The sequence below is a fragment of the Nocardia sp. NBC_00403 genome (assembly GCF_036046055.1).
Classification (GTDB): domain Bacteria; phylum Actinomycetota; class Actinomycetes; order Mycobacteriales; family Mycobacteriaceae; genus Nocardia.
In genome coordinates this window covers 4,956,390-4,974,450 of the sequence record NZ_CP107939.1, presented here as the reverse complement: position 1 = coordinate 4,974,450, position 18,061 = coordinate 4,956,390, and the positions used below count along the sequence as shown (strand labels likewise).

At 65.7% G+C, this 18,061-nt stretch carries 13 protein-coding genes; 3 read left to right on the top strand and 10 right to left on the bottom strand.

From position 1 onward, the window contains the following. Positions 1-4: 4 nt before the first annotated feature. The 8 genes from OHQ90_RS22025 to OHQ90_RS21990 form a co-directional block, all read right to left on the bottom strand. Positions 5-268 (bottom strand): phosphoribosyl-ATP diphosphatase, encoded by a 264-nt coding sequence (locus OHQ90_RS22025; protein WP_040735712.1) that lies wholly within the window; start codon positions 266-268, stop codon positions 5-7. A gap of 204 nt (positions 269-472) precedes the next feature. Continuing rightward, positions 473-2,287 carry a choline/carnitine O-acyltransferase gene (locus OHQ90_RS22020; RefSeq protein WP_328400341.1) on the bottom strand — a complete coding sequence of 605 codons (1,815 nt, stop codon included), beginning with the start codon at positions 2,285-2,287 and terminating at the stop codon, positions 473-475. Continuing rightward, positions 2,284-3,117: a class I SAM-dependent methyltransferase gene (locus tag OHQ90_RS22015; RefSeq protein ID WP_328400338.1), complete on the bottom strand. Its 834-nt coding sequence runs from the start codon at positions 3,115-3,117 to the stop codon at positions 2,284-2,286. Before OHQ90_RS22015 ends, OHQ90_RS22020 begins: the two co-directional genes overlap by 4 nt. A 53-nt stretch (positions 3,118-3,170) precedes the next feature. After that, positions 3,171-4,034: a HalD/BesD family halogenase gene (locus OHQ90_RS22010; RefSeq protein ID WP_328400336.1), complete on the bottom strand. Its 864-nt coding sequence runs from the start codon at positions 4,032-4,034 to the stop codon at positions 3,171-3,173. Between the two features lie 192 nt (positions 4,035-4,226). Then, positions 4,227-4,901 carry an HAD family hydrolase gene (locus tag OHQ90_RS22005; RefSeq protein WP_328413027.1) on the bottom strand — a complete coding sequence of 225 codons (675 nt, stop codon included), beginning with the start codon at positions 4,899-4,901 and terminating at the stop codon, positions 4,227-4,229. 67 nt (positions 4,902-4,968) lie between these two features. Continuing rightward, positions 4,969-6,663 carry a serine/threonine-protein kinase gene (locus OHQ90_RS22000; RefSeq protein WP_328400334.1) on the bottom strand — a complete coding sequence of 565 codons (1,695 nt, stop codon included), beginning with the start codon at positions 6,661-6,663 and terminating at the stop codon, positions 4,969-4,971. Between the two features lie 658 nt (positions 6,664-7,321). Then, positions 7,322-7,675 carry a VOC family protein gene (locus OHQ90_RS21995; protein ID WP_328400332.1) on the bottom strand — a complete coding sequence of 118 codons (354 nt, stop codon included), beginning with the start codon at positions 7,673-7,675 and terminating at the stop codon, positions 7,322-7,324. A gap of 95 nt (positions 7,676-7,770) precedes the next feature. Next, positions 7,771-8,061: a hypothetical protein gene (locus OHQ90_RS21990; RefSeq protein ID WP_328400330.1), complete on the bottom strand. Its 291-nt coding sequence runs from the start codon at positions 8,059-8,061 to the stop codon at positions 7,771-7,773. A gap of 556 nt (positions 8,062-8,617) precedes the next feature. Here OHQ90_RS21990 and OHQ90_RS21985 point away from each other — a divergent pair. Together OHQ90_RS21985 and OHQ90_RS21980 are read left to right on the top strand one after the other, a co-directional pair. Further along, positions 8,618-9,151: a winged helix-turn-helix transcriptional regulator gene (locus OHQ90_RS21985; RefSeq protein WP_328413025.1), complete on the top strand. Its 534-nt coding sequence runs from the start codon at positions 8,618-8,620 to the stop codon at positions 9,149-9,151. Between the two features lie 409 nt (positions 9,152-9,560). Continuing rightward, on the top strand, positions 9,561-10,499 hold the full coding sequence (locus tag OHQ90_RS21980) for a formylglycine-generating enzyme family protein (protein ID WP_328400328.1): 939 nt from the start codon (positions 9,561-9,563) through the stop codon (positions 10,497-10,499). A gap of 276 nt (positions 10,500-10,775) precedes the next feature. Here OHQ90_RS21980 and OHQ90_RS21975 read toward each other — a convergent pair whose 3' ends face one another. Continuing rightward, positions 10,776-13,133 carry an arylsulfatase gene (locus OHQ90_RS21975; RefSeq protein ID WP_328400326.1) on the bottom strand — a complete coding sequence of 786 codons (2,358 nt, stop codon included), beginning with the start codon at positions 13,131-13,133 and terminating at the stop codon, positions 10,776-10,778. Between the two features lie 273 nt (positions 13,134-13,406). Beyond that, positions 13,407-17,003 (bottom strand): methionine synthase, encoded by a 3,597-nt coding sequence (metH, locus tag OHQ90_RS21970; protein WP_442941151.1) that lies wholly within the window; start codon positions 17,001-17,003, stop codon positions 13,407-13,409. Positions 17,004-17,151: 148 nt separating this feature from the next. Between metH and OHQ90_RS21965 the strand changes: the two genes are divergently transcribed. Then, positions 17,152-18,054: a PAC2 family protein gene (locus OHQ90_RS21965; RefSeq protein ID WP_406239527.1), complete on the top strand. Its 903-nt coding sequence runs from the start codon at positions 17,152-17,154 to the stop codon at positions 18,052-18,054. The last annotated feature ends 7 nt before the right edge of the window (positions 18,055-18,061 follow it).

The window sequence follows — 18,061 nt, the reverse complement described above, 5'->3', positions numbered from 1 at the left end:
ACCGTCACAGATGTCGGTACACGTCTTCGAGCTTCAATCCGCGGCCGACCATCAGCACCTGGACCCAATAGAGCAGTTGCGAGATCTCCTCCGCGAGCGACTCGTCGCTCTCGTGCTCGGCGGCGAGCCACACTTCACCGGCTTCCTCGAGCACCTTCTTGCCCTGGCTATGCACGCCTGCGTCCAGCGCAGCGACAGTCCCAGACCCCTCGGGGCGGGTGACTGCACGATCCTGGAGCTCGGCGAACAGGGTTTCGAAGTTCTTCACGAGAGGTCATTCTTTCAGACCCGCATGCGGGCCTGTTGCTGCGGTCCGCACGCACCGCTACGCCACCTGCCATCTCCGCCGACCACCACCTGCCCGGCAGGACACCGGCGGCGACGGCCAGCCGAACCCGTCATCCGCGTGCACATGCCACCGATGAGGTCCGGCCGCCGCAACCACGACGGCCGGTGTATCGGAACTGCCTGATCACGCGCCCGAGAGCAGCGCCTCGAGATCAGCGACAGCCGTGCGCAGATGGTCGGCGAACACATGCATCTCGTTCGCGACCGCGCGCGGCGTCGCGAGGTACAGATTCCACCGGTCCGGCAGCAGCACGTATGCGACGCCGATGCACTTGGGACTGGTGGACCCGAATCCGAAGTAGCGGATGTTGACCGACGGCGCCGAGCTGGTGCTCAGATAGTCGTCGCGCATGATCGTCCAGCCCGGGCTGTCGTAGAGCGGGATCGGCGCTTCGACGCCGAGCTCGGCTCCGCGGCGGCGTTGAATCCACTGCAGCTCCCAGAGGTGCTGTTCGGGCGCGTCCCCTGCCTGGCACTGTTTGGCCCGCTCGACGTGTGCGGTCGCCGCGGCCCGTGCCGCGGTCACCCGGTCGGCGGGAGCGGCCGCGGGATCCTGCATGGCGTCGACGAAGGCCACCAGCTGTGGGGTCACTACCCGCATCGCCTCGGTGCGGCCGTTGCGGTATTGGCGCGTCGCGATGGATTCGTAGGTGGCGCCGGTGACACCTTTGCTGCGACGGTGGGCCAGCTGATAGCTCAACTGCGCGAAGGCATCCGGCGAGATGCCGAGCTGCTTGGCCCGCGCGGTGCCGAAGTTCTCGAAAGTGACTGTGGTGGTGGCGTTCTCGGCCGCATACCGAGCGAAGGCCGCTCCCGCCGCCGCGATATCGCTGCGCTGGGCAGCATCGAGCACGAACTCGATCGGTTCGACCGGGGGCAGCCCCTGCGGCTGTGCGCCGGACCGGTCGGCATGCTCTTGCGTGGGCTTTTCCAGCAGCGTGTCCACGAACGACAGGATGGTGGTGCCGTCCAACCCGCAGTGCTCGATATTGATGCCGGCCTGCCCGTCGCCGAAGACAATGAACGACACGGCCTTGTCGAACCACCTGTTGGCGCTGTCGCCATGCAGCAGCTGATCGCAGGCCTGCAATTCGTCGCGTGGGGTGAAGTCCTCCAGACACAGGCAGAACAATGCGGTCTCGATGGTGTCCAGCGCCGCGATGTTGGACGGTTCGGCGCGCAACTCTTGTCTGCTCGCCGCCCATTCGGCACGCGCTTTGGTGGTCAGATGCCCGACCGCGGTGTCGGTGCGGGCCGAGCGCGCACCGGCCTTCAATACCGCGCGCAGACCGTCGGCGAGGTCGTCGAGCGAGTAGGGCGCGCCGTCGGGCCCGATCACTTCCATCCGGAACATGCTCCCGCGGAAGAACACGACGATGTGCCCGGCCTGCGACGGCCCCGGCCATTCCGCGCTGTAGGGCACCCGCACGGAATCCTGTTCCGCGCCGGGAATCCGCGTCTCGGAGAACAGGTATTTGTGCTGCCACATCGTCAGCAACTGCCCACGCTGGGTGGCGGGCGGGACGTCCTCGGCGTCCAGCGCCAGCTTGTAGTCGACGGCGGCCGCGACGATCCCCGCCGCGCGCTCCACCTGGTCGGGAGCGGTCGAGGTGGCCAACGGGGTGTCGTCGCGGAAGAGGAAGAAGAAGTTGGCGTTCAAGGCGATTCGATCGCGCCTGCCGAGGTAGCGCGACGGCCAGAACAGATCCAGCCAGCTCCCGACGCCAGGGGTCGCGTCGTATTCCGCCAGTGCGGCGTGCAGAGTCCGGCCGGGGCCGTCCGCGGCCAGCAGGTCGGCGACGGCCGCCTCGGTGGTGGTGATTTCATCGGCGGTCAGCAGCGGTGCGCACCATTCCAGGAATCGGGTGCAGCTGTCCTCCAGCGTCGGCAGCGGCACCCGGGGCAGGTGTTCGTCGGCGGCGAAGGTGCGTTGACTCAATGCAGTTCCTCGGGGTCGGCGTGTTCGGTCAGCGGGCGGGAGAGGTACAGGTTGGCGTAGAGCCAGCCTTCGGTTTCGCGATCGGTGGTGTCGATGCCATTGTCGGACAGGGTATTCAGCACCTGCGTGCGTTCGGCGTCGGAGGCGAACCTGCGTTGCTCGAAGATGCCGGGCGCCTGCTCGGTGCGGTAGCCGAGCGCGGCAAGCTCCGCGGCCATCGGCTCGAAGCTGAACATGCGCAAGACGAAGTGTGCCATCCACGGCCGCCGGTGTGGGTGCGCGAGCGCAACCCGGGACAATGTTTTTTCGGTCACGTAACCGACACAGCCGGTGGACACGACGATATCCGCAGTCGCCAGGATGGCTCGCTGCTGCTCGGTCGGGTCCGTGGCCTCCAGGTCGGCGTGCACGGTGTCGTGCAGGAATCCGGCGGCGTTGGCGTAGGACAGGGCGGGGTGAGCGACATCCATGCCGATGAAGCGAACATCGGGCAGCCGGTCCTGCGCGGCCAGCCGGGCTCGATCGCGGGCGATGAGCGCGGTCTGGTCGCCTTCGGCCCGCCGGTAGTGCCCGGCGAGTTCGCCGATGGTGGTGTCCAGGCGCAGCAGTGCCGCATTGACGCCGTAGGAACAGCCGATGTCGAGCACCGTCGGGGTGCTCACGCGCGCCGAGGCGCAATACTCCCGAATCTGTTGCTGGAAGAACGGTTTCGCCAGTTCCGGAATCCGATAGTCGAGTTCGGCCATCCGGGCGTAGTAGTCGCGGGGATCGGGACGGGTGTAGATATCGTCGAAGGAAGCTTTTCCGGTCGTGTGTAACGGCACTGACACTAGTTCGTTCCTCTCGGGTCGAGCTATGTACTGCCCAGGCAGCGTCGTTGTACTCAGTCGAGCAATCGGTCGCCTCGGACGGCGTCGGCCGCGGCGGCCAGGTGGTCGGGCAGCACCCGCCCGAACAGCTGGCGAGTGCGCTCCACGGTGCCGATGACGCCGGGACGATTCGTGTAGGCGAAGATCGCCGAATGTCGTTGCGTGCCGCCCTCGACCGGCGACACCCGGTGCAGCGAGAAGCGGCCCTTGAACAGCTGCAGGTCGCCGGGCCGCAAGTCCAGTCGCCGGATCAGCCGTGCCCCCGCGCCGGTGAGCACGGCGCGCACGTTGTCGAGGTTCTCGGTCTCGGTCGAGCGGATATTGGGGCAATACTCGAAGACACCGCCCGTCTCGGCGGGCTGCGTCAGCATGCTGACGGTGAATTCGTTGGTGTCGAAATGCCACGGATGCGCCATTCCGGGCGCGACGACATTCAGACAGAGTCCGGCCAGCGGATCGGCGAATTCGTGCAGTTCGGCCAGCCCGAAACAATCCGCGACGAACCGCTGGAACACCGCGCTGATGTAGAGGCGGTGGATCAGTGCGTCGACCGGGATCCGATCGCGCGGCACGAACGCATTTCCGCGGGTTAGCACGATCCGTCCCGGATGGTCTTCCGGCAGTTCGGTATCCAGCGGAATGTTGTACGCATTCACCCGCTCGACCTCGTAATACGCCTCGGGCGCTATCGCCTCCCCCTGCGCGCGCAGCGTCTCGATCAGCTCCGGCCGGATGAATTCCCGCAGCACAGTGCAGCCGACCTCGGCCAATTCCGCGCGCGCCCGCGCCACCGTATCCCGCCAGGACGATCCCCCAGGATCCGCAAGCGAATACCGTGCCGTATCGACGATTTCATCCAGCACTCCCGTCGCTGTCATGGCGTAATTTTGGTGCAGCATTCGCAGACACGCCCGGGATTCGGAAAGATTGCCCGTGACTACCGTCACACCCCCGAACAGCACTCATTTGTGTTGCGGCACAGTAACTCTCACTGAGACTCGCCCGGCATCGGCGGTGTATACCTGTCGGTCACAATGGCGTCGACCGAATTGTTGTGGCGCAGAACAAGATCAACGCCGATGGCCGGATTCTGCCGAAGCCGCCATCGCGTCGCGCACGCGCAATGCGTCGTGCAGATCGCCGAGAGTCAACCCGACCAGTGAATCACGGAAGACGCGGCCCGGCAGCTGCGGCACCGGAATCTCGCACGGGATCACGATCACCGCGCAGCCCGCGGCCTGGGCCGCACGTGCGCCGGTCGGCGAATCCTCGATGGCGACGCAGTTGCGCGGGTCGACACCGAGCAGCCCCGCGGCGCGCAGATAGACGTCGGGTTCGGGCTTGCCGTTGGCCACCTCGTCGCCGCAGACCGACTCGTCGAAGAAGTCACGGCCGAGGGTGTCGAGTCCGAATTCGGTGAGCGACCGTTTGGTGTTGGTGACCAGTGCCGTGGCAAGTCCCGCCGTCCGCACCAGAGCCAGTGCGTCTTTCGCGCCGGGACGCCACGGAATCGGGCCCGTCATCAACTCGGTCACCCGCCGCTCCAGGAACTCGCCCGCGGCGCGCACAGCGGCGGCGGTGTGCTCGATGCCGAGGCCGTCGAACATGATGCGCAGCGCATCGGGGCCCGAAGCGCCGATCAATGCATGCCGCAGGTCCTGGGTCATCTCGTGGCCGTGCCGGCGCGCCAGCTCACGGACACCGATGTCCCACAGCTTCTCCGAATCCAGCAGCGTGCCGTCCATGTCCCACAGCACACCCGCCAGTTCTGATCGCGCTGTCACCTGCGGTACGTCTCCTTCGTGTCGCCGACTACGTGCCAGAGGCCGCGATCAGCAGTCGCCCATTGTCCGACGCGATCTGGAACCACCGGTTCTCCGATGGGGTCGTGCCGTCCTTCAGGTTATAGGTCAGCGAAGCGACCGCTCGGTTCTCACCGTTCGGTGTGACGGCACCCACGCTCACCGAGCGGACCGAACCCCAGAACCGGGCGTAGGCGTCGTAGCCGCCGGTCTGAGCCTGATAGGCGGGCGACAACTGGGACCACGCGGCGCCCACATTGCCGGGCAGCATTCCGTAGTAGCCCTGGATGAATTGCGCGATCCGCTCGGCAGTGGGCGGGCCGAACGGTGTGGTGGTGATGGTGGTAGCCGGCGGTCGGGTGGTGGTCGGTTTGACCGATGGGCTCGGCGTGACCGACGCCGAGGAGGCAGCGGGAGTCGTCGCCTGCGATGCGGCGGACGGCTCCTGCTGAGCCGGTCCCACGGCGTTCGTCGACGGGTCCGCCGGGCTTTCCGCGGCGCCCGAGATGACGGCACCGGTCGACGGCGCGGCGGTCGGGCCGTCCGCGCCGTCACCGTTGGTCGAGGCCACGATCAGTCCGACCACGATGAGCACCGCGACGACCGCGATAGCCGTGACGGCAAGCAACCGCCCACGCGACTGACCGTCACCGGAACCGCCGGGCAGCGTGCCACCCGAGCGGCTCGGCGGCGCGGGCGGTGCGGCGGCCGCGGCGACGGCAGGCGCGCCCGACGCTGCGGCGGCGGAGATCATCTCGGTGGCCCCGGCGGCATTGCCCGCTACGGCCACACCGTCGGAGCCGGGGGCGGCCAGCACCGTCGTCGCGTCCGCTCCTGGAGCAGGCAGCGTCTTCGTCGATGCCGGTGCCGACGCCAAGGCCGGGATACGCCCCGCGGCAACGGCTTCCATGGCCTCCTGCGCCTCGCGCATGGTGGGGCGCGCATCGATCGTCGGCGCGAGCAGTCGCAGCAGCACCGGTCCGAGCGCACCGGCCTGCTTCGGCGGCGGTATCTCCCCGCGCGCCACCGCATGCAGCACCGCCAAGGGGTTGTCGCCCTCGCCGAACGGTGGCGAACCCTCGACCGCCGCGTACAGGGTGGAACCGAGCGCGAACACGTCGGAGGCCGACTCAGGATTCTCGCCGCGCGCCACCTCCGGCGCCAAGTAGGCAGGTGTGCCCGCCAGGAAACCGGTCGCAGTGACAGTCACATCTCCGACCGCGCGGGAGATGCCGAAGTCGGTGATCTTCACCGTCCCGTCATCGCCGACAAGCAGATTCGCCGGCTTCACGTCCCGGTGCATGATGCCCGCGTCGTGCGCGGCGGCCAGGGCACCGGCGGCCTGGGCGCCGATCTTGGCCACCTCTATCGGCGTGAGCGTGCGCTTGCCGGACAGTTTGGCCGCCAGACTCGGAGCGTTCATGTACTCCATCACCAGCCACGGCTGGCCGTCCTCTTCGGCGACATCGAAAACGGTGATCGCATTGGGATGATGCAGACGGGCCGCGATCCGCCCCTCCCGCATCGCCCGCAGCCTGGCCTCGATGGCGGCCGACCGGGACAGACCCGGTGCGAGCAGCAGTTGCTTCACCGCGACGGTACGGCGCAATCGGACGTCGGTCCCCCGCCACACAACCCCCATCGCACCGGTACCGATCGGATCCGTGATCCGATACCGTCCCGCGATCAACCGATCCGAGGTCATGGTGTTGTGCCCCTCCTACTTGCCCGCCGAGTCGTCCAGCACTCCGCGCGTAAGCGGAAATCGTCCAAAATCCTACGCGCTGAAGTACATTGCACCCGAATACAGCAGGGTGGCGGCATCCGCCGACTGCTCCGGATGCAGTTGCAATGCTTCCGACAATGTCATACCCAACTGACATACATCCACCATCGCGCGCGATCTTCCGCGATTCCGCAGGTCACCACAGGCCCTGTCAGCAAAAAAGCCCGGCGCGCCCCGGCTACGGAATTTCCCGCGACCGGCCGGGACCTGCACCGCGATCGCATATTTCGAGGCAATCACGGCAATAGCCAGTCGAACGGCGCTGCGACCCTGCGGGATCCGATGCGTTGAGAATCACACCGTCCCCTTCGGTCCGATCACCGACGACGGCGGCGGCGGGGCAGCAGCCGAAGGTCCGCTTCGGCTTGGGTCGGCGGGCCGGCAACCCGGAGCGCGAGACTCCGTGGTAGCAGAAAGCTACGACAGTTTCCGGTGCTGATCACGGCGGGCTCGATGCTCGTTCCACTAACCGCCGTCAACCACCGTGCGGGCCAGGACAGCTTTCTCATCGGCCCGGCCCGCGCAGCGCGGGTACTTCTTTTCGCTCACTGAGCTTATGTGTGGGCCGAGGCCAGGCTCACCCGTTCCGCTTGAACTGGATGATCTGAAGATAGTTTCCGTCAGGGTCGGCGAACGTCGCGAAGCGGCCGGACGGGCGATCCTCGGCGGGGGCGATCCACTCCACGCCCGCCGCCTGCAACTGTTCCTCGACCTCGTCGAAATTGTCGACGTGGAAGTTGAGGATCACCCGGCCCGGCTCGTTGGTTTTCGAGCCGACGTCGTCCCGTTGATCGATGACTAGCAGAAACCCTCCGAGATCGATCGGTCCGTCGCCCGTGTGCTCTGGCGCGAGTGCCTTGCGGTACCAGTCGCGCAGGACCGCGGGCTGGGTGGTGCCGAGCAGGATGCTGCCGGGTTTCGGGATGGTCATTGGCGAATCTCCTTATTGTGTGCGAGTGCTGGTAGTACGCAGCAGGCCCGGAGTGGGCCTGCTGCCGATTCACGCGTGGGATTCGAGACCGTGCCTCATGTCGTGGATGCCGACTTGACCTCGACGAGAATCACGTTCACTTCGCCCGCCAGCAATTCCCAGGCGTGATCGAAGGCGTCTTCTTGCCAGACGACCGCACCGGGGTTCAGATCCACGATCTGCGTCGTCCCATCCGCCCAGGTCACTTTCTGTCGCCCGGAGCCGAGGTTGACCACCAGCATCGGCGGGTGCGAGTGCATCGCACTTTCCCAACCGTGCGAGGCGCGCGCATGGATCACCCGAACGTGTTCATTCTCGAACAAGACTTGGTGCGCATCGGGATCCACGATCGATGCATGCTGGGGCTTCTGAGCTGAGGCTGGGGTCGAAATACTCATTGCAGGCTCCTATTTGCCGGGTTATTGCGCGACCTTGACGCTGGCTCCACCGCCGGATCGGTCCGGTGATCTCGGAGTGGGCCACTTGGCTGTCGCATGGATCTGTCCTTCCGAGCGCCAGATCGCCGCCGAGCGCCATCGTCGCCACCTGACCTCGCTGGCTTCGCCGGGCTGACTGCTAAACAATAACCACAAAGAGTTGTGAAAAACAACCGTCATGAGTGGCAGTTTCGAATCAGAATGGACGAGGAGGGAGTGGTCATGCCGACCAGCCGTAGCTATCGGGACTCATGTGGGATAGCTCGGGCTCTCGACGCTGTCGGGGAGCCGTCGGCAAAGAGTTGCGAAAAGCAACTACCATGAGTGGCAGTTTCGAATGAGGGTGGACGAGGAGGGAGTGGTCATGCCGACCAGCCGTAGCTATCGGGACTCATGTGGGATAGCTCGGGCTCTCGACGTTGTCGGGGAGCGGTGGGCACTGCTGGTCGTCCGGGAGCTGCTCTTGGTGCCACAACGCTTCTCCGAGCTGCGGCACGCTCTGCCTAACGCCAGCTCGAACCTGCTTGCCGATCGACTTCGAGAACTCGAACGTCACGGGGTGATCCGTCGCCGCAAACTGGCGTCAACGGCAGGCCCACAGGTCTACGAACTGACAGAGTGGGGCCGGAAGCTGGAACCGATCGTGCTAGCTCTTGGCGATTGGGGGATCGATGCCCCCAACCCCACGGAGCCCACCTCGCTCAGCGCCACCTCGGTGCTGATCTTCCTGCGAGGCGCCGCTCGTCCCGACCCGGCGGCGGCGCCTATCGTTTGTCGCCTCGACCTCGACGGCTCGGTCTGGACGGTCTGCGCAGACTCCGGAAAGGTTCAGGTGCACAGCGGTGAACCTGCCACGGCCGACATCTCGCTTCGTACGGACCCCAAGACGCTCGGCAGTCTGCTGGCCGATCCAGCCTCGCTCGACGCTGCGCTCGCCGAAGGGAGCGTCACCTTTGTGGGCGACCTTCTGGCCCTCAACCGGCTGCTGTACGGGGGTTGAGGACCAGATCTGCGAAAAGTCCCGCTGAGACCGCGTCTCATGTGGTTGATTTCGCGTGTTTCTTGTAGCGAGTCAGTGCCACAGCGAGGACTGGGGCGGTACCACCACCACGTGAGAGGTGGTCTAATCGCGAGTCGAGTCGACCGACCGCTGACTGCACCGGGATGCGTGAATTGTCTCCCAGCGTTTTCCCACCTCGGACCGACGCGCGGAATCTACGTATTCTTCGGCTTCGCCGCCTTCCGGCGTGCATCGCCACGCCGACCGCGAGCGATGGCTGCGACACAAAAAGTTGCTCGCGGGCCCCGGCGCGACTCCACCGAATAAGCACTGGTCGCAATAGGGTTTGAAGCCGACCGACCGCGTGGATCCCTCCTATGCTGGAGCCAACTATGAAACGCTGAATTCTATGACGCGTACGGCTCCGAAGAACATGGAGTGGATCCCGGGCGGGACTTTCTGGATGGGATCCCAAAACTTCTATCCGGAAGAAAGTCCCGTTCATCAGGCCACCGTGGATGGTTTCTGGATGGATACCCATCCGGTGACGGTGGCGGAGTTCCGGCGGTTCATGAAGGACACCGGATACGTCACCACCGCAGAAACACCGCCAGAACCGGCGCAACACCCGGAAGCAGACCCGTCGTTGCTGGTGCCCGGTTCCTTGGTGTTCACCCCCACCCCAGGACCGGTGCCGCTCGATGACTACTGGCGCTGGTGGTCGTTTACGCCGGGTGCGGATTGGCGCCATCCGCAGGGACCCGGCAGCAGTCTCGATGGAAGGCAACGCCATCCGGTCACCCAAGTGTCCTGGTTCGACGCCTCGGCCTACGTCCGGTGGGCCGGCAAGCAATTGCCGACCGAAGCAGAGTGGGAATTCGCCGCCCGGGGTGGCCTGGACCGGCAACCGTTCGTATGGGGCGCAACGCACGAACCTGGTGGCAGGCGCGGCGCCAACGTCTGGCAGGGCCGGTTTCCCTGGGAGAACCTCAATGGGGACGGCGTCGCGGGCACGTCGCCGGTGGGCCGGTTCCCGTCGAACGGCTATCGACTCAGCGATATGGCGGGCAATGTGTGGGAGTGGACGGTGGACTACTACACCGCCGACCACTCCGAGGCGGGGAAGACCGGCGCAACGGCAGCTGCCTGCTGCATTCCCGCCAACCCACGCCAGGCCGTTGCGCCTTCGCCCGAGCCCGGCGAGCCATACGCACGTCGTGTTATCAAAGGCGGCTCGTACCTGTGTGCGCCGAACTACTGCCTGCGATATCGACCTGCGGCGCGTCAGGGCCAGACCGAGGAGACCTCCACATGTCACATCGGCTTCCGATGCATCATCAGACCGTGATGGACCGAAACCTTTCTACCCGGGTTCGGTCCCAAGCAGACGGCTTCGGTTTCCGGAAGTGTGCCGATAGTCCGCGATATCGGACCTGACGAATTGAACTCCGCGATCCGCATCGTCGCCGTCAGCCACGCGCGCACCAGCGACCCGGGATAGAGACATATCGGAGGAAGGCCGAGGGCGGCAAGTCTCCACAGGGACAGCAGGCCGGTCGCCGCCGCGGCAGGGGCGGCGACCGGCCTGTGTGTCCTATTCATGTCTGTCCAGGTCGGGCAGCGGTCATTCGCGCGAGAGCATGGCGACGGCTTCGCGTTCGAGGTCGACGTAGGGTTCGCCGCTGACATCCACCGCCACCCGTTTCAAGGTGCCACCGGTGAACGCCCAAGGAGCGGATCCGGGGTAGTCGTCGGTGACCGATTCCCCGCTGTCGCGGCCGGCGTGCAGACCCTCGCCAGCGATACTGAACTTGCCGGCCTGGGTTTTGATCCGTCCGTCACCGACTTTGCGGTCACCGTAGTAAAGGCTGACGACGCCGTGCGCGGTGCCGGGCGGATCCTCACCGTCCTTCTCGAACGAGGCCGCCAGGATCAGGTTCTCCCCGGTTGGCAGGTCCTCGGACGCGCTGATCTTCTGCTCCTCGCTGCCGAGGAAGTTGTAGACGTAGTGCAGCCGATTGGCCTTGACATACAGGGCGTGCCCGCCGAACCGGCCGCCATGGGAGAACAACACCCCGGCCGAGCCCGGGTCGGGGATGTCGACAAGCGCGCCGATCGAGTACGAACGGTTGCGGATGTTGACCGCGACGGACTCGGGCACCTCGGCTCCACCGGGTCGGTAGACGTACCGGTTTCGAGGCGGCGCGAGCTGCGGACGCGGGGTGGTGACGATCTCGACGGCGGCGCGATCGTCGAGCGGCAACGCCTGGTTCGCACCGGCTTCGTGGAACCACAACCCAACCAGCTCGGCGAGCCGCACGGGCTCCTCGGCGGCGAGATCGCAAAGCTCCGATCGGTCCACCTGGCAGTGGTAGAGCTCCCAGGTGTCCTCCGGGAAGTGGCCCCAGCCGCTGATCGCGGGATGGGTGGTGACGGCCTTCCAGCCGTCGTGCCAGATACCCCGGGTGCCAAGCATCGAATAGAACTGGGTGCGCTTGGCGGTGGGGATGTTGGCGGCGTCGAAGCTGTAGCGCATGCTCACACCCTGCAGGGGGTGCTGGGTGTACCCCTTCACCGTGTCCGGAAGTTCGATGCCGATGCAGTCCAACAACGTCGGGACCACGTCGATCGCGTGGTGGTACTGGTCCCGGGTCTCGCCGCGCGCTTCGATCCCCGCAGGCCACGAGAAGATGCACGGGTCGGCGGTACCGCCGTTGAACGAGTAGCGTTTCCACATCTTGAACGGGGTGTTGAAGGCCATCGCCCACCCGTTCGGGTAGTGGTTATAGGTCTTGGTGCCACCCAACTCGTCCAGTTTGGCGAGATTTTCGGCCAGATTGTCCGGAACACCGTTGGCGAACTTGTTCTCGTTGACCGACCCGGTGGGACCGCCTTCGCCACTGGCGCCGTTGTCGGAGACCACCACGATGATGGTGTTGTCGAGCTGCTCGATGTCCTCGAGATAGTTCAGCAGCCGACCGATCTGATCGTCGCAGTGCGAGACGAATCCCGCGTACACCTCGGCCATCCGGGCGAACAGACGTTTCTCGTCGTCGGAGAGGGTGTCCCACGGTTTGGTGTAGTCCAATGCCGGGAAGGGTTTCCCATCTGGGCCGGTGCGAGTCTCGGGAGTGCCGATCGGGTTCAGCGGCGGCAACTCGGTGTCGGCGGGGACCAGACCCATCTCCTTCTGCCGCGCCAGGATCTGCTCCCGCATTGCCTCGTAGCCGGCGTCGAACCGGCCGCGGTAGCGGTCTGCCCATTCGCGCGGCACCTGATGCGGGGCGTGGGCGCAGCCGGGCGCGTAGTACAGGAACACCGGCCGGTCCGGTGCAATCGCCTTGACGTCTCCGAGGTAGTCGAGGGCCTTGTCGGTGATGTCGACACTGAAGTGGTAGCCCTGCTCCGGGGTGGCGGGCTGCTCGACGGGATGGTTATCGTGGACCAGGTCGGGGTACCACTGGTTGGTCTCGGCGCCGAGGAAGCCGTAGAAGCGCTCGAATCCGCGGCCGATCGGCCAATTCCTTTTGGTGGACGCCAAATTCATCTCGTCCTCGGCACACAGATGCCATTTGCCGACCATCGCGGTGGAAAAGCCTTGCTCGACCAGGACCTCGGCGAGGGTGGCGCATTCCGGCGGGATGTGCCCGTTCGCACCGGGGAAGCCGACCGCCGCCTCACTGATGCACGCCATGCCGTTGGTGGTGTGGTTGCGGCCGGTCAGCAGGCAGGATCGGGTCGGGGAACACAGCGCTGTGGTGTGCCACTGGCCGTAGCGCAGACCGTTGGCCGCGATCCGGTCGATGTTCGGAGTGTCGATCGGGCCGCCATAGCAGCCCAGTGCCCCGAATCCCACGTCGTCGAGCACGATGTACAGCACGTTCGGCGACCCCGGTGGCGCCTTCGGTTGTTCGTACGGTCCCCAGTCGGGGATCGAGTCGCGAATGTCGAGATTGACGAGACCTCTGAATGGCTTGGCCATTGCCTGCTCCTCGTACAGGGGATCCCCCTCTTCGTCCACTACACCACCGGCAAACCCACTTGAACAGTGCCGTTAGCGCAGGTAAACGTGTGTAGCAGCACCCACCTCGAAGCCCGCTGGAGGCGACTTCTACCGGTGTGGCACCCGCCGAAAGCTCCGCACAAGATCACTCGGATCCAGAACCTGATCAAGATCAAGAGCGATCGGTTGGAGCGCGAACGTGACCGAGTCGGCAGCCGATCGATCCGGTGTTCCCAGCAGCGGTAGGGCAGATCAGGCGTTGAAGTACTTCGCCTCTGGATGCAGCAGCACGAACGCGTCGGTCGACTGCTCAGGATGCAACTGCAACTCTTCGGAGAGCACCACCCCGATGCGACCGGCTTCCAGCAGGTCCACCAGCTTCGCGCGGTCTTCCAATTCGGGGCAGGCGCCATAGCCGAAGGAGTAGCGAGCGCCGCGGTAGCCGAGTTTGAAGTAGTCCTGCACGTCCGCCGGGTCGGATTCGGCGACCGAGTGCCCTTCCAGAACCAACTCTTCGCGGACGCGGCGGTGCCAGTACTCGGCCAGCGCCTCGGTGAGCTGCACGCCGATGCCGTGCACCTCGAGGTAGTCGCGGTAGTTGTCGGCGGCGAACAGTTCATTGGCGAAGTCGGCGATCGGCTGGCCCATGGTGACCAGCTGGAACGGCAGCACGTCCACCTGGCCGGTCTGTTTCGCCTGCTTGCGGGAGCGAATGAAGTCAGCGATGCAGAGAAAGCGGTCGCGCTGCTGACGCGGGAAAGTGAACCGATACCGTTCCGGCGCATCCGGACTCGGCTCGGTCAGCACGATGACGTCATCGCCCTCGGATACGGCGGGGAAGTATCCGTACACCACCGCGGCATGCTGCAGCACGCTCTCGGTGCTGAGCCGGTCGAGCCAGTACCGCAGCCGCGGCCTGCCCTCGGTCTCCACCAGTTCCTCATAGCCTGGCCCCTCGCCGCCGCGCTGGCCGCGCAGACCCCACTGGCCGAGGAACAGCGCGCGCTCGTCGAGTAGCCCCGAATATTCCTGCAGCGAAAGACCTTTCACCACGCGGGTGCCCCAGAACGGCGGCACCGGCACCGGCAGATCCGCGGCCACATCCGAGCGTGCGGGCACCTCGACCGGCACCTCGACCGCCTTGCGCTGTTCGGCGATGCGCTTGGAACGCTCGTGGCGAGCCTTGCGTTCGGCGGCCTTCTCGCGCTCCGCGATCGCCTCCGGGCTGTCGGGGTCGATACCGCCGCCGCGCTTGCGGGTCATGATGTCGTCCATCAGCCGCAGGCCTTCGAACGCGTCGCGGGCGTAGTGCACGTCGCCCTCGTATACCTCGGTCAGGTCGTTCTCGACATAGCCGCGGGTCAGCGCCGCACCACCCAGCAGCACGGGGAACTGCTCGGCAACACCCTTGGAGTTGAGCTCTTGCAGGTTCTCCTTCATCACCACCGTCGACTTCACCAGCAGCCCGGACATGCCGATCACGTCGGCCTTCTTGTCCACGGCCGCGTCCAGGATGGTCGCGATGGGCTGCTTGATGCCGAGGTTCACCACCTCGTAGCCGTTGTTCGACAGGATGATGTCGACCAGGTTCTTGCCGATGTCGTGCACATCGCCCTTGACGGTGGCCAGCACGATGCGGCCCTTGCCGCTGTCGTCGGTGGCCTCCATATGCGGCTCCAGGTGCGCGACAGCCGCCTTCATCACTTCGGCCGACTGCAGCACGAACGGCAGCTGCATCTGGCCGGAACCGAAGAGCTCACCGACCGTCTTCATGCCCGACAGCAGTGTTTCGTTGATGATCTGCAGCGGCGGCACCTCTTGCATCGCCACGTTCAGATCGTCTTCCATGCCGTTGCGCTCGCCGTCCACGATGCGCCGGGCGAGGCGCTCGAACAGCGGCAGCGCGGCCAGTTCCTCGGCACGCGAGGCGCGCGAGGATGACGTCGACACCCCCTCGAACAGTCCCATCAGCTTCTGCAGCGGGTCGTAATCCTCGGTGCGGCGGTCGTACACCAGATCCAGTGCTGTTGCGCGCTGCTCGTCAGGGATGCGCGCCATCGGCAGGATCTTCGAGGCGTGCACGATCGCGGAATCCAGTCCGGCCTGGACACATTCGTGCATGAACACCGAGTTCAGCACCTGACGGGCCGCGGGATTCAGGCCGAAGGAGATGTTCGACAGGCCGAGAGTCGTCTGCACCTCGGGGTGCTTGCTCTTGAGCAACCGGATGGCCTCGATGGTTTCGATGCCGTCGCGGCGCGACTCCTCCTGACCGGTACCGAGGGTGAAGGTCAGCGTGTCGATGATGATGTCGCTCTCGCGCACACCCCAGTTACCGGTGATGTCGGCAATGAGCCGCTCGGCGATCGCCACCTTCGTCTCGGCGGTACGGGCCTGGCCTTCCTCGTCGATGGTCAGCGCGACCACGGCGGCGCCGTGCTCGGCGACCAGCTTCATCGTCTGCTGGAAGCGCGAATCCGGGCCGTCGCCGTCCTCGTAGTTCACCGAGTTCACCGCGCAGCGGCCACCGAGATGCTCCAAACCGGCCTGCAGCACCGGTGTTTCCGTGGAGTCGAGCATGATCGGCAGTGTCGATGCCGTCGCCAGCCTGCTGGCCAGCGCCTCCATGTCCTTGGTGCCGTCACGGCCGACGTAGTCGACGCACAGGTCGAGCATGTGGGCGCCGTCGCGGGTCTGATCCTTGGCGATGTCCAAGCACTTCTGCCAGTCCTCTGCGAGCATCGCCTCGCGGAAAGCCTTGGAGCCGTTGGCGTTCGTGCGCTCACCGATCATCAAGATGCTGGCGTCCTGCTCGAACGGCACCGCCGTGTACATACTCGACACACTCGGCTCGTGCACTGGCGTACGGCGAGCATTGATGGGTGGCAGCGTCGGTTCGACCTCGCGCACCGCCGCGGTGACCTGACGGATGTGCTCGGGCGTGGTGCCGCAGCAACCGCCGACCAGCGCGAGCCCGAACTCGGAAACGAAGCCGCGCAACGCGATTGCCAATTCTTCGGGCGTCAGCGGGTACTCCGCGCCGTGCGCGCCGAGGATCGGCAGGCCCGCGTTCGGCATCACCGACACCGGCACCTGCGCGTGCCGGGACAGATGGCGCAGATGCTCGCTCATCTCATCCGGTCCGGTCGCGCAGTTCAACCCGATCATGTCGATGCCGAGCGGCTCCAGCGCGCTCAGCGCCGCGCCGATCTCGCTGCCGACCAGCATGGTTCCGGTGGTTTCCACGGTGACGTGGGTGATGATCGGAATCCGCCTGCCCAGCTTCGCCATCGCGCGTTGGCTGCCGGTCACCGCGGCCTTCACCTGCAGCAGGTCCTGACAGGTCTCGATCAGAATGGCATCGGCGCCGCCGTCGAGCATGCCGAGCGCGGCCTCGCCGTAGGCATCGCGCAGCGCGACGTACGGGGCGTGACCCAGGGTGGGCAGCTTGGTGCCGGGCCCCATCGACCCGAGCACATACCGCGGCGTGCCGTCGGCGCTCGGCCCCATCTCGTCGGCGACCTCGCGCGCCAGCCGGGTCCCACGCTCGGACAGATCGCGAATTCGGTCCGCGATGTCGTAGTCGGCCAGATTCGGCAGATTGCAGCCGAAGGTATTGGTCTCTACCGCGTCGGCGCCCGCCTCGAAGTACGCGCGATGAATATCGCGCAGCACATCCGGGCGAGTGTCGTTGAGGATCTCGTTACACCCCTCGAGCCCGCGGAAGTCGTCGAGTGTCAGATCCGCCGCCTGCAACATGGTGCCCATCGCGCCATCGCCGATCACAACACGCCGGCTGAGCGTGTCGAGAAGCGTGGTATCGAACTCAGCGGGAATGGACGCAGACATGGGTTCAAGCCTAGTGGGCAGGTGCGACAACCCGTACCACCGTACGGGTGTCCGCCGCCACACCGCCCCAGACAGCACCCACAGCCACGGCGAACACACAGCGCTGCAGGCGTGGCAAAGTCAACAGAGCTTCCTCACACACCGTAGGCTGAGCGGGGTGAACTCCAGTGAATCCCCGGTGTCACCCGAGCCGGAACTGCCCACTTTGCGGGATCCGGTGCTCGTCGCCGCCTTCGAGGGCTGGAACGATGCGGGTGACGCGGCCAGTGGCGCTGTCGAGCATCTGGAACTGATCTGGGATGCCGAGCCGCTTGCCGAACTCGATTCCGAGGACTACTACGACTACCAGGTCAATCGGCCGACCGTGCGTCAGGTCGACGGTGTGACCAGGGAAATCCAGTGGCCCTCGACCATGCTGTCGGTGTGCTCGCCGCCGGGCAGCGATCGTGACGTGGTGCTGCTGCGCGGCATCGAGCCGAACATGCGCTGGCGCAGCTTCTGTTCGGACCTGCTCGAGTTCATCGAACAACTCGGCGTACAGACTGTGGTCATTCTCGGTGCGCTGCTCGCCGACACCCCGCACACCCGCCCGGTTCCCGTCACCGGCTCGGCCTATAGCAAGGAAGCGGCCGAACGGTTCAATCTGGAACAGACCCGCTATGAGGGCCCGACCGGGATCACCGGAGTACTGCAGGATCAGTGCGTGAAGGCGGGAGTGCCCGCGGTATCGTTCTGGGCCGCTGTGCCGCACTACGTCTCACAGCCGCCGAATCCGAAGGCGACCATCGCCCTGCTGCACCGTGTCGAGGACGTCCTCGACATCGAAGTGCCCCTCGGCGAACTGCCCAAGCAGGCCGAGGACTGGGAGGTCGCGGTCAACGAGATGACCGTCGGCGACGACGAGATCAGCGAGTACGTGCGCTCGCTCGAGGAACGTGGCGACGCGGCAGTCGATGTGAACGACGCGATGGCCAAGATCGATGGCGATGCTATCGCCGCCGAGTTCGAAAAGTACCTGCGCAGGCGTGGTCCTGGCAGTTTCGGGCTGTAATCGCCGC

What these genes read in the sequence shown, in the direction of transcription:
- OHQ90_RS22000 (WP_328400334.1), bottom strand. Translation starts at nt 6,663, where the DNA reads ATGACCTCGGATCGGTTGATCGCGGGACGGTATCGGATCACGGATCCG.
- OHQ90_RS22005 (WP_328413027.1), bottom strand. Translation starts at nt 4,901, where the DNA reads ATGGACGGCACGCTGCTGGATTCGGAGAAGCTGTGGGACATCGGTGTC.
- OHQ90_RS21995 (WP_328400332.1), bottom strand. Translation starts at nt 7,675, where the DNA reads ATGACCATCCCGAAACCCGGCAGCATCCTGCTCGGCACCACCCAGCCC.
- OHQ90_RS21980 (WP_328400328.1), top strand. Translation starts at nt 9,561, where the DNA reads ATGACGCGTACGGCTCCGAAGAACATGGAGTGGATCCCGGGCGGGACT.
- OHQ90_RS22010 (WP_328400336.1), bottom strand. Translation starts at nt 4,034, where the DNA reads ATGACAGCGACGGGAGTGCTGGATGAAATCGTCGATACGGCACGGTAT.
- OHQ90_RS21975 (WP_328400326.1), bottom strand. Translation starts at nt 13,133, where the DNA reads ATGGCCAAGCCATTCAGAGGTCTCGTCAATCTCGACATTCGCGACTCG.
- metH (WP_442941151.1), bottom strand. Translation starts at nt 17,003, where the DNA reads ATGTCTGCGTCCATTCCCGCTGAGTTCGATACCACGCTTCTCGACACG.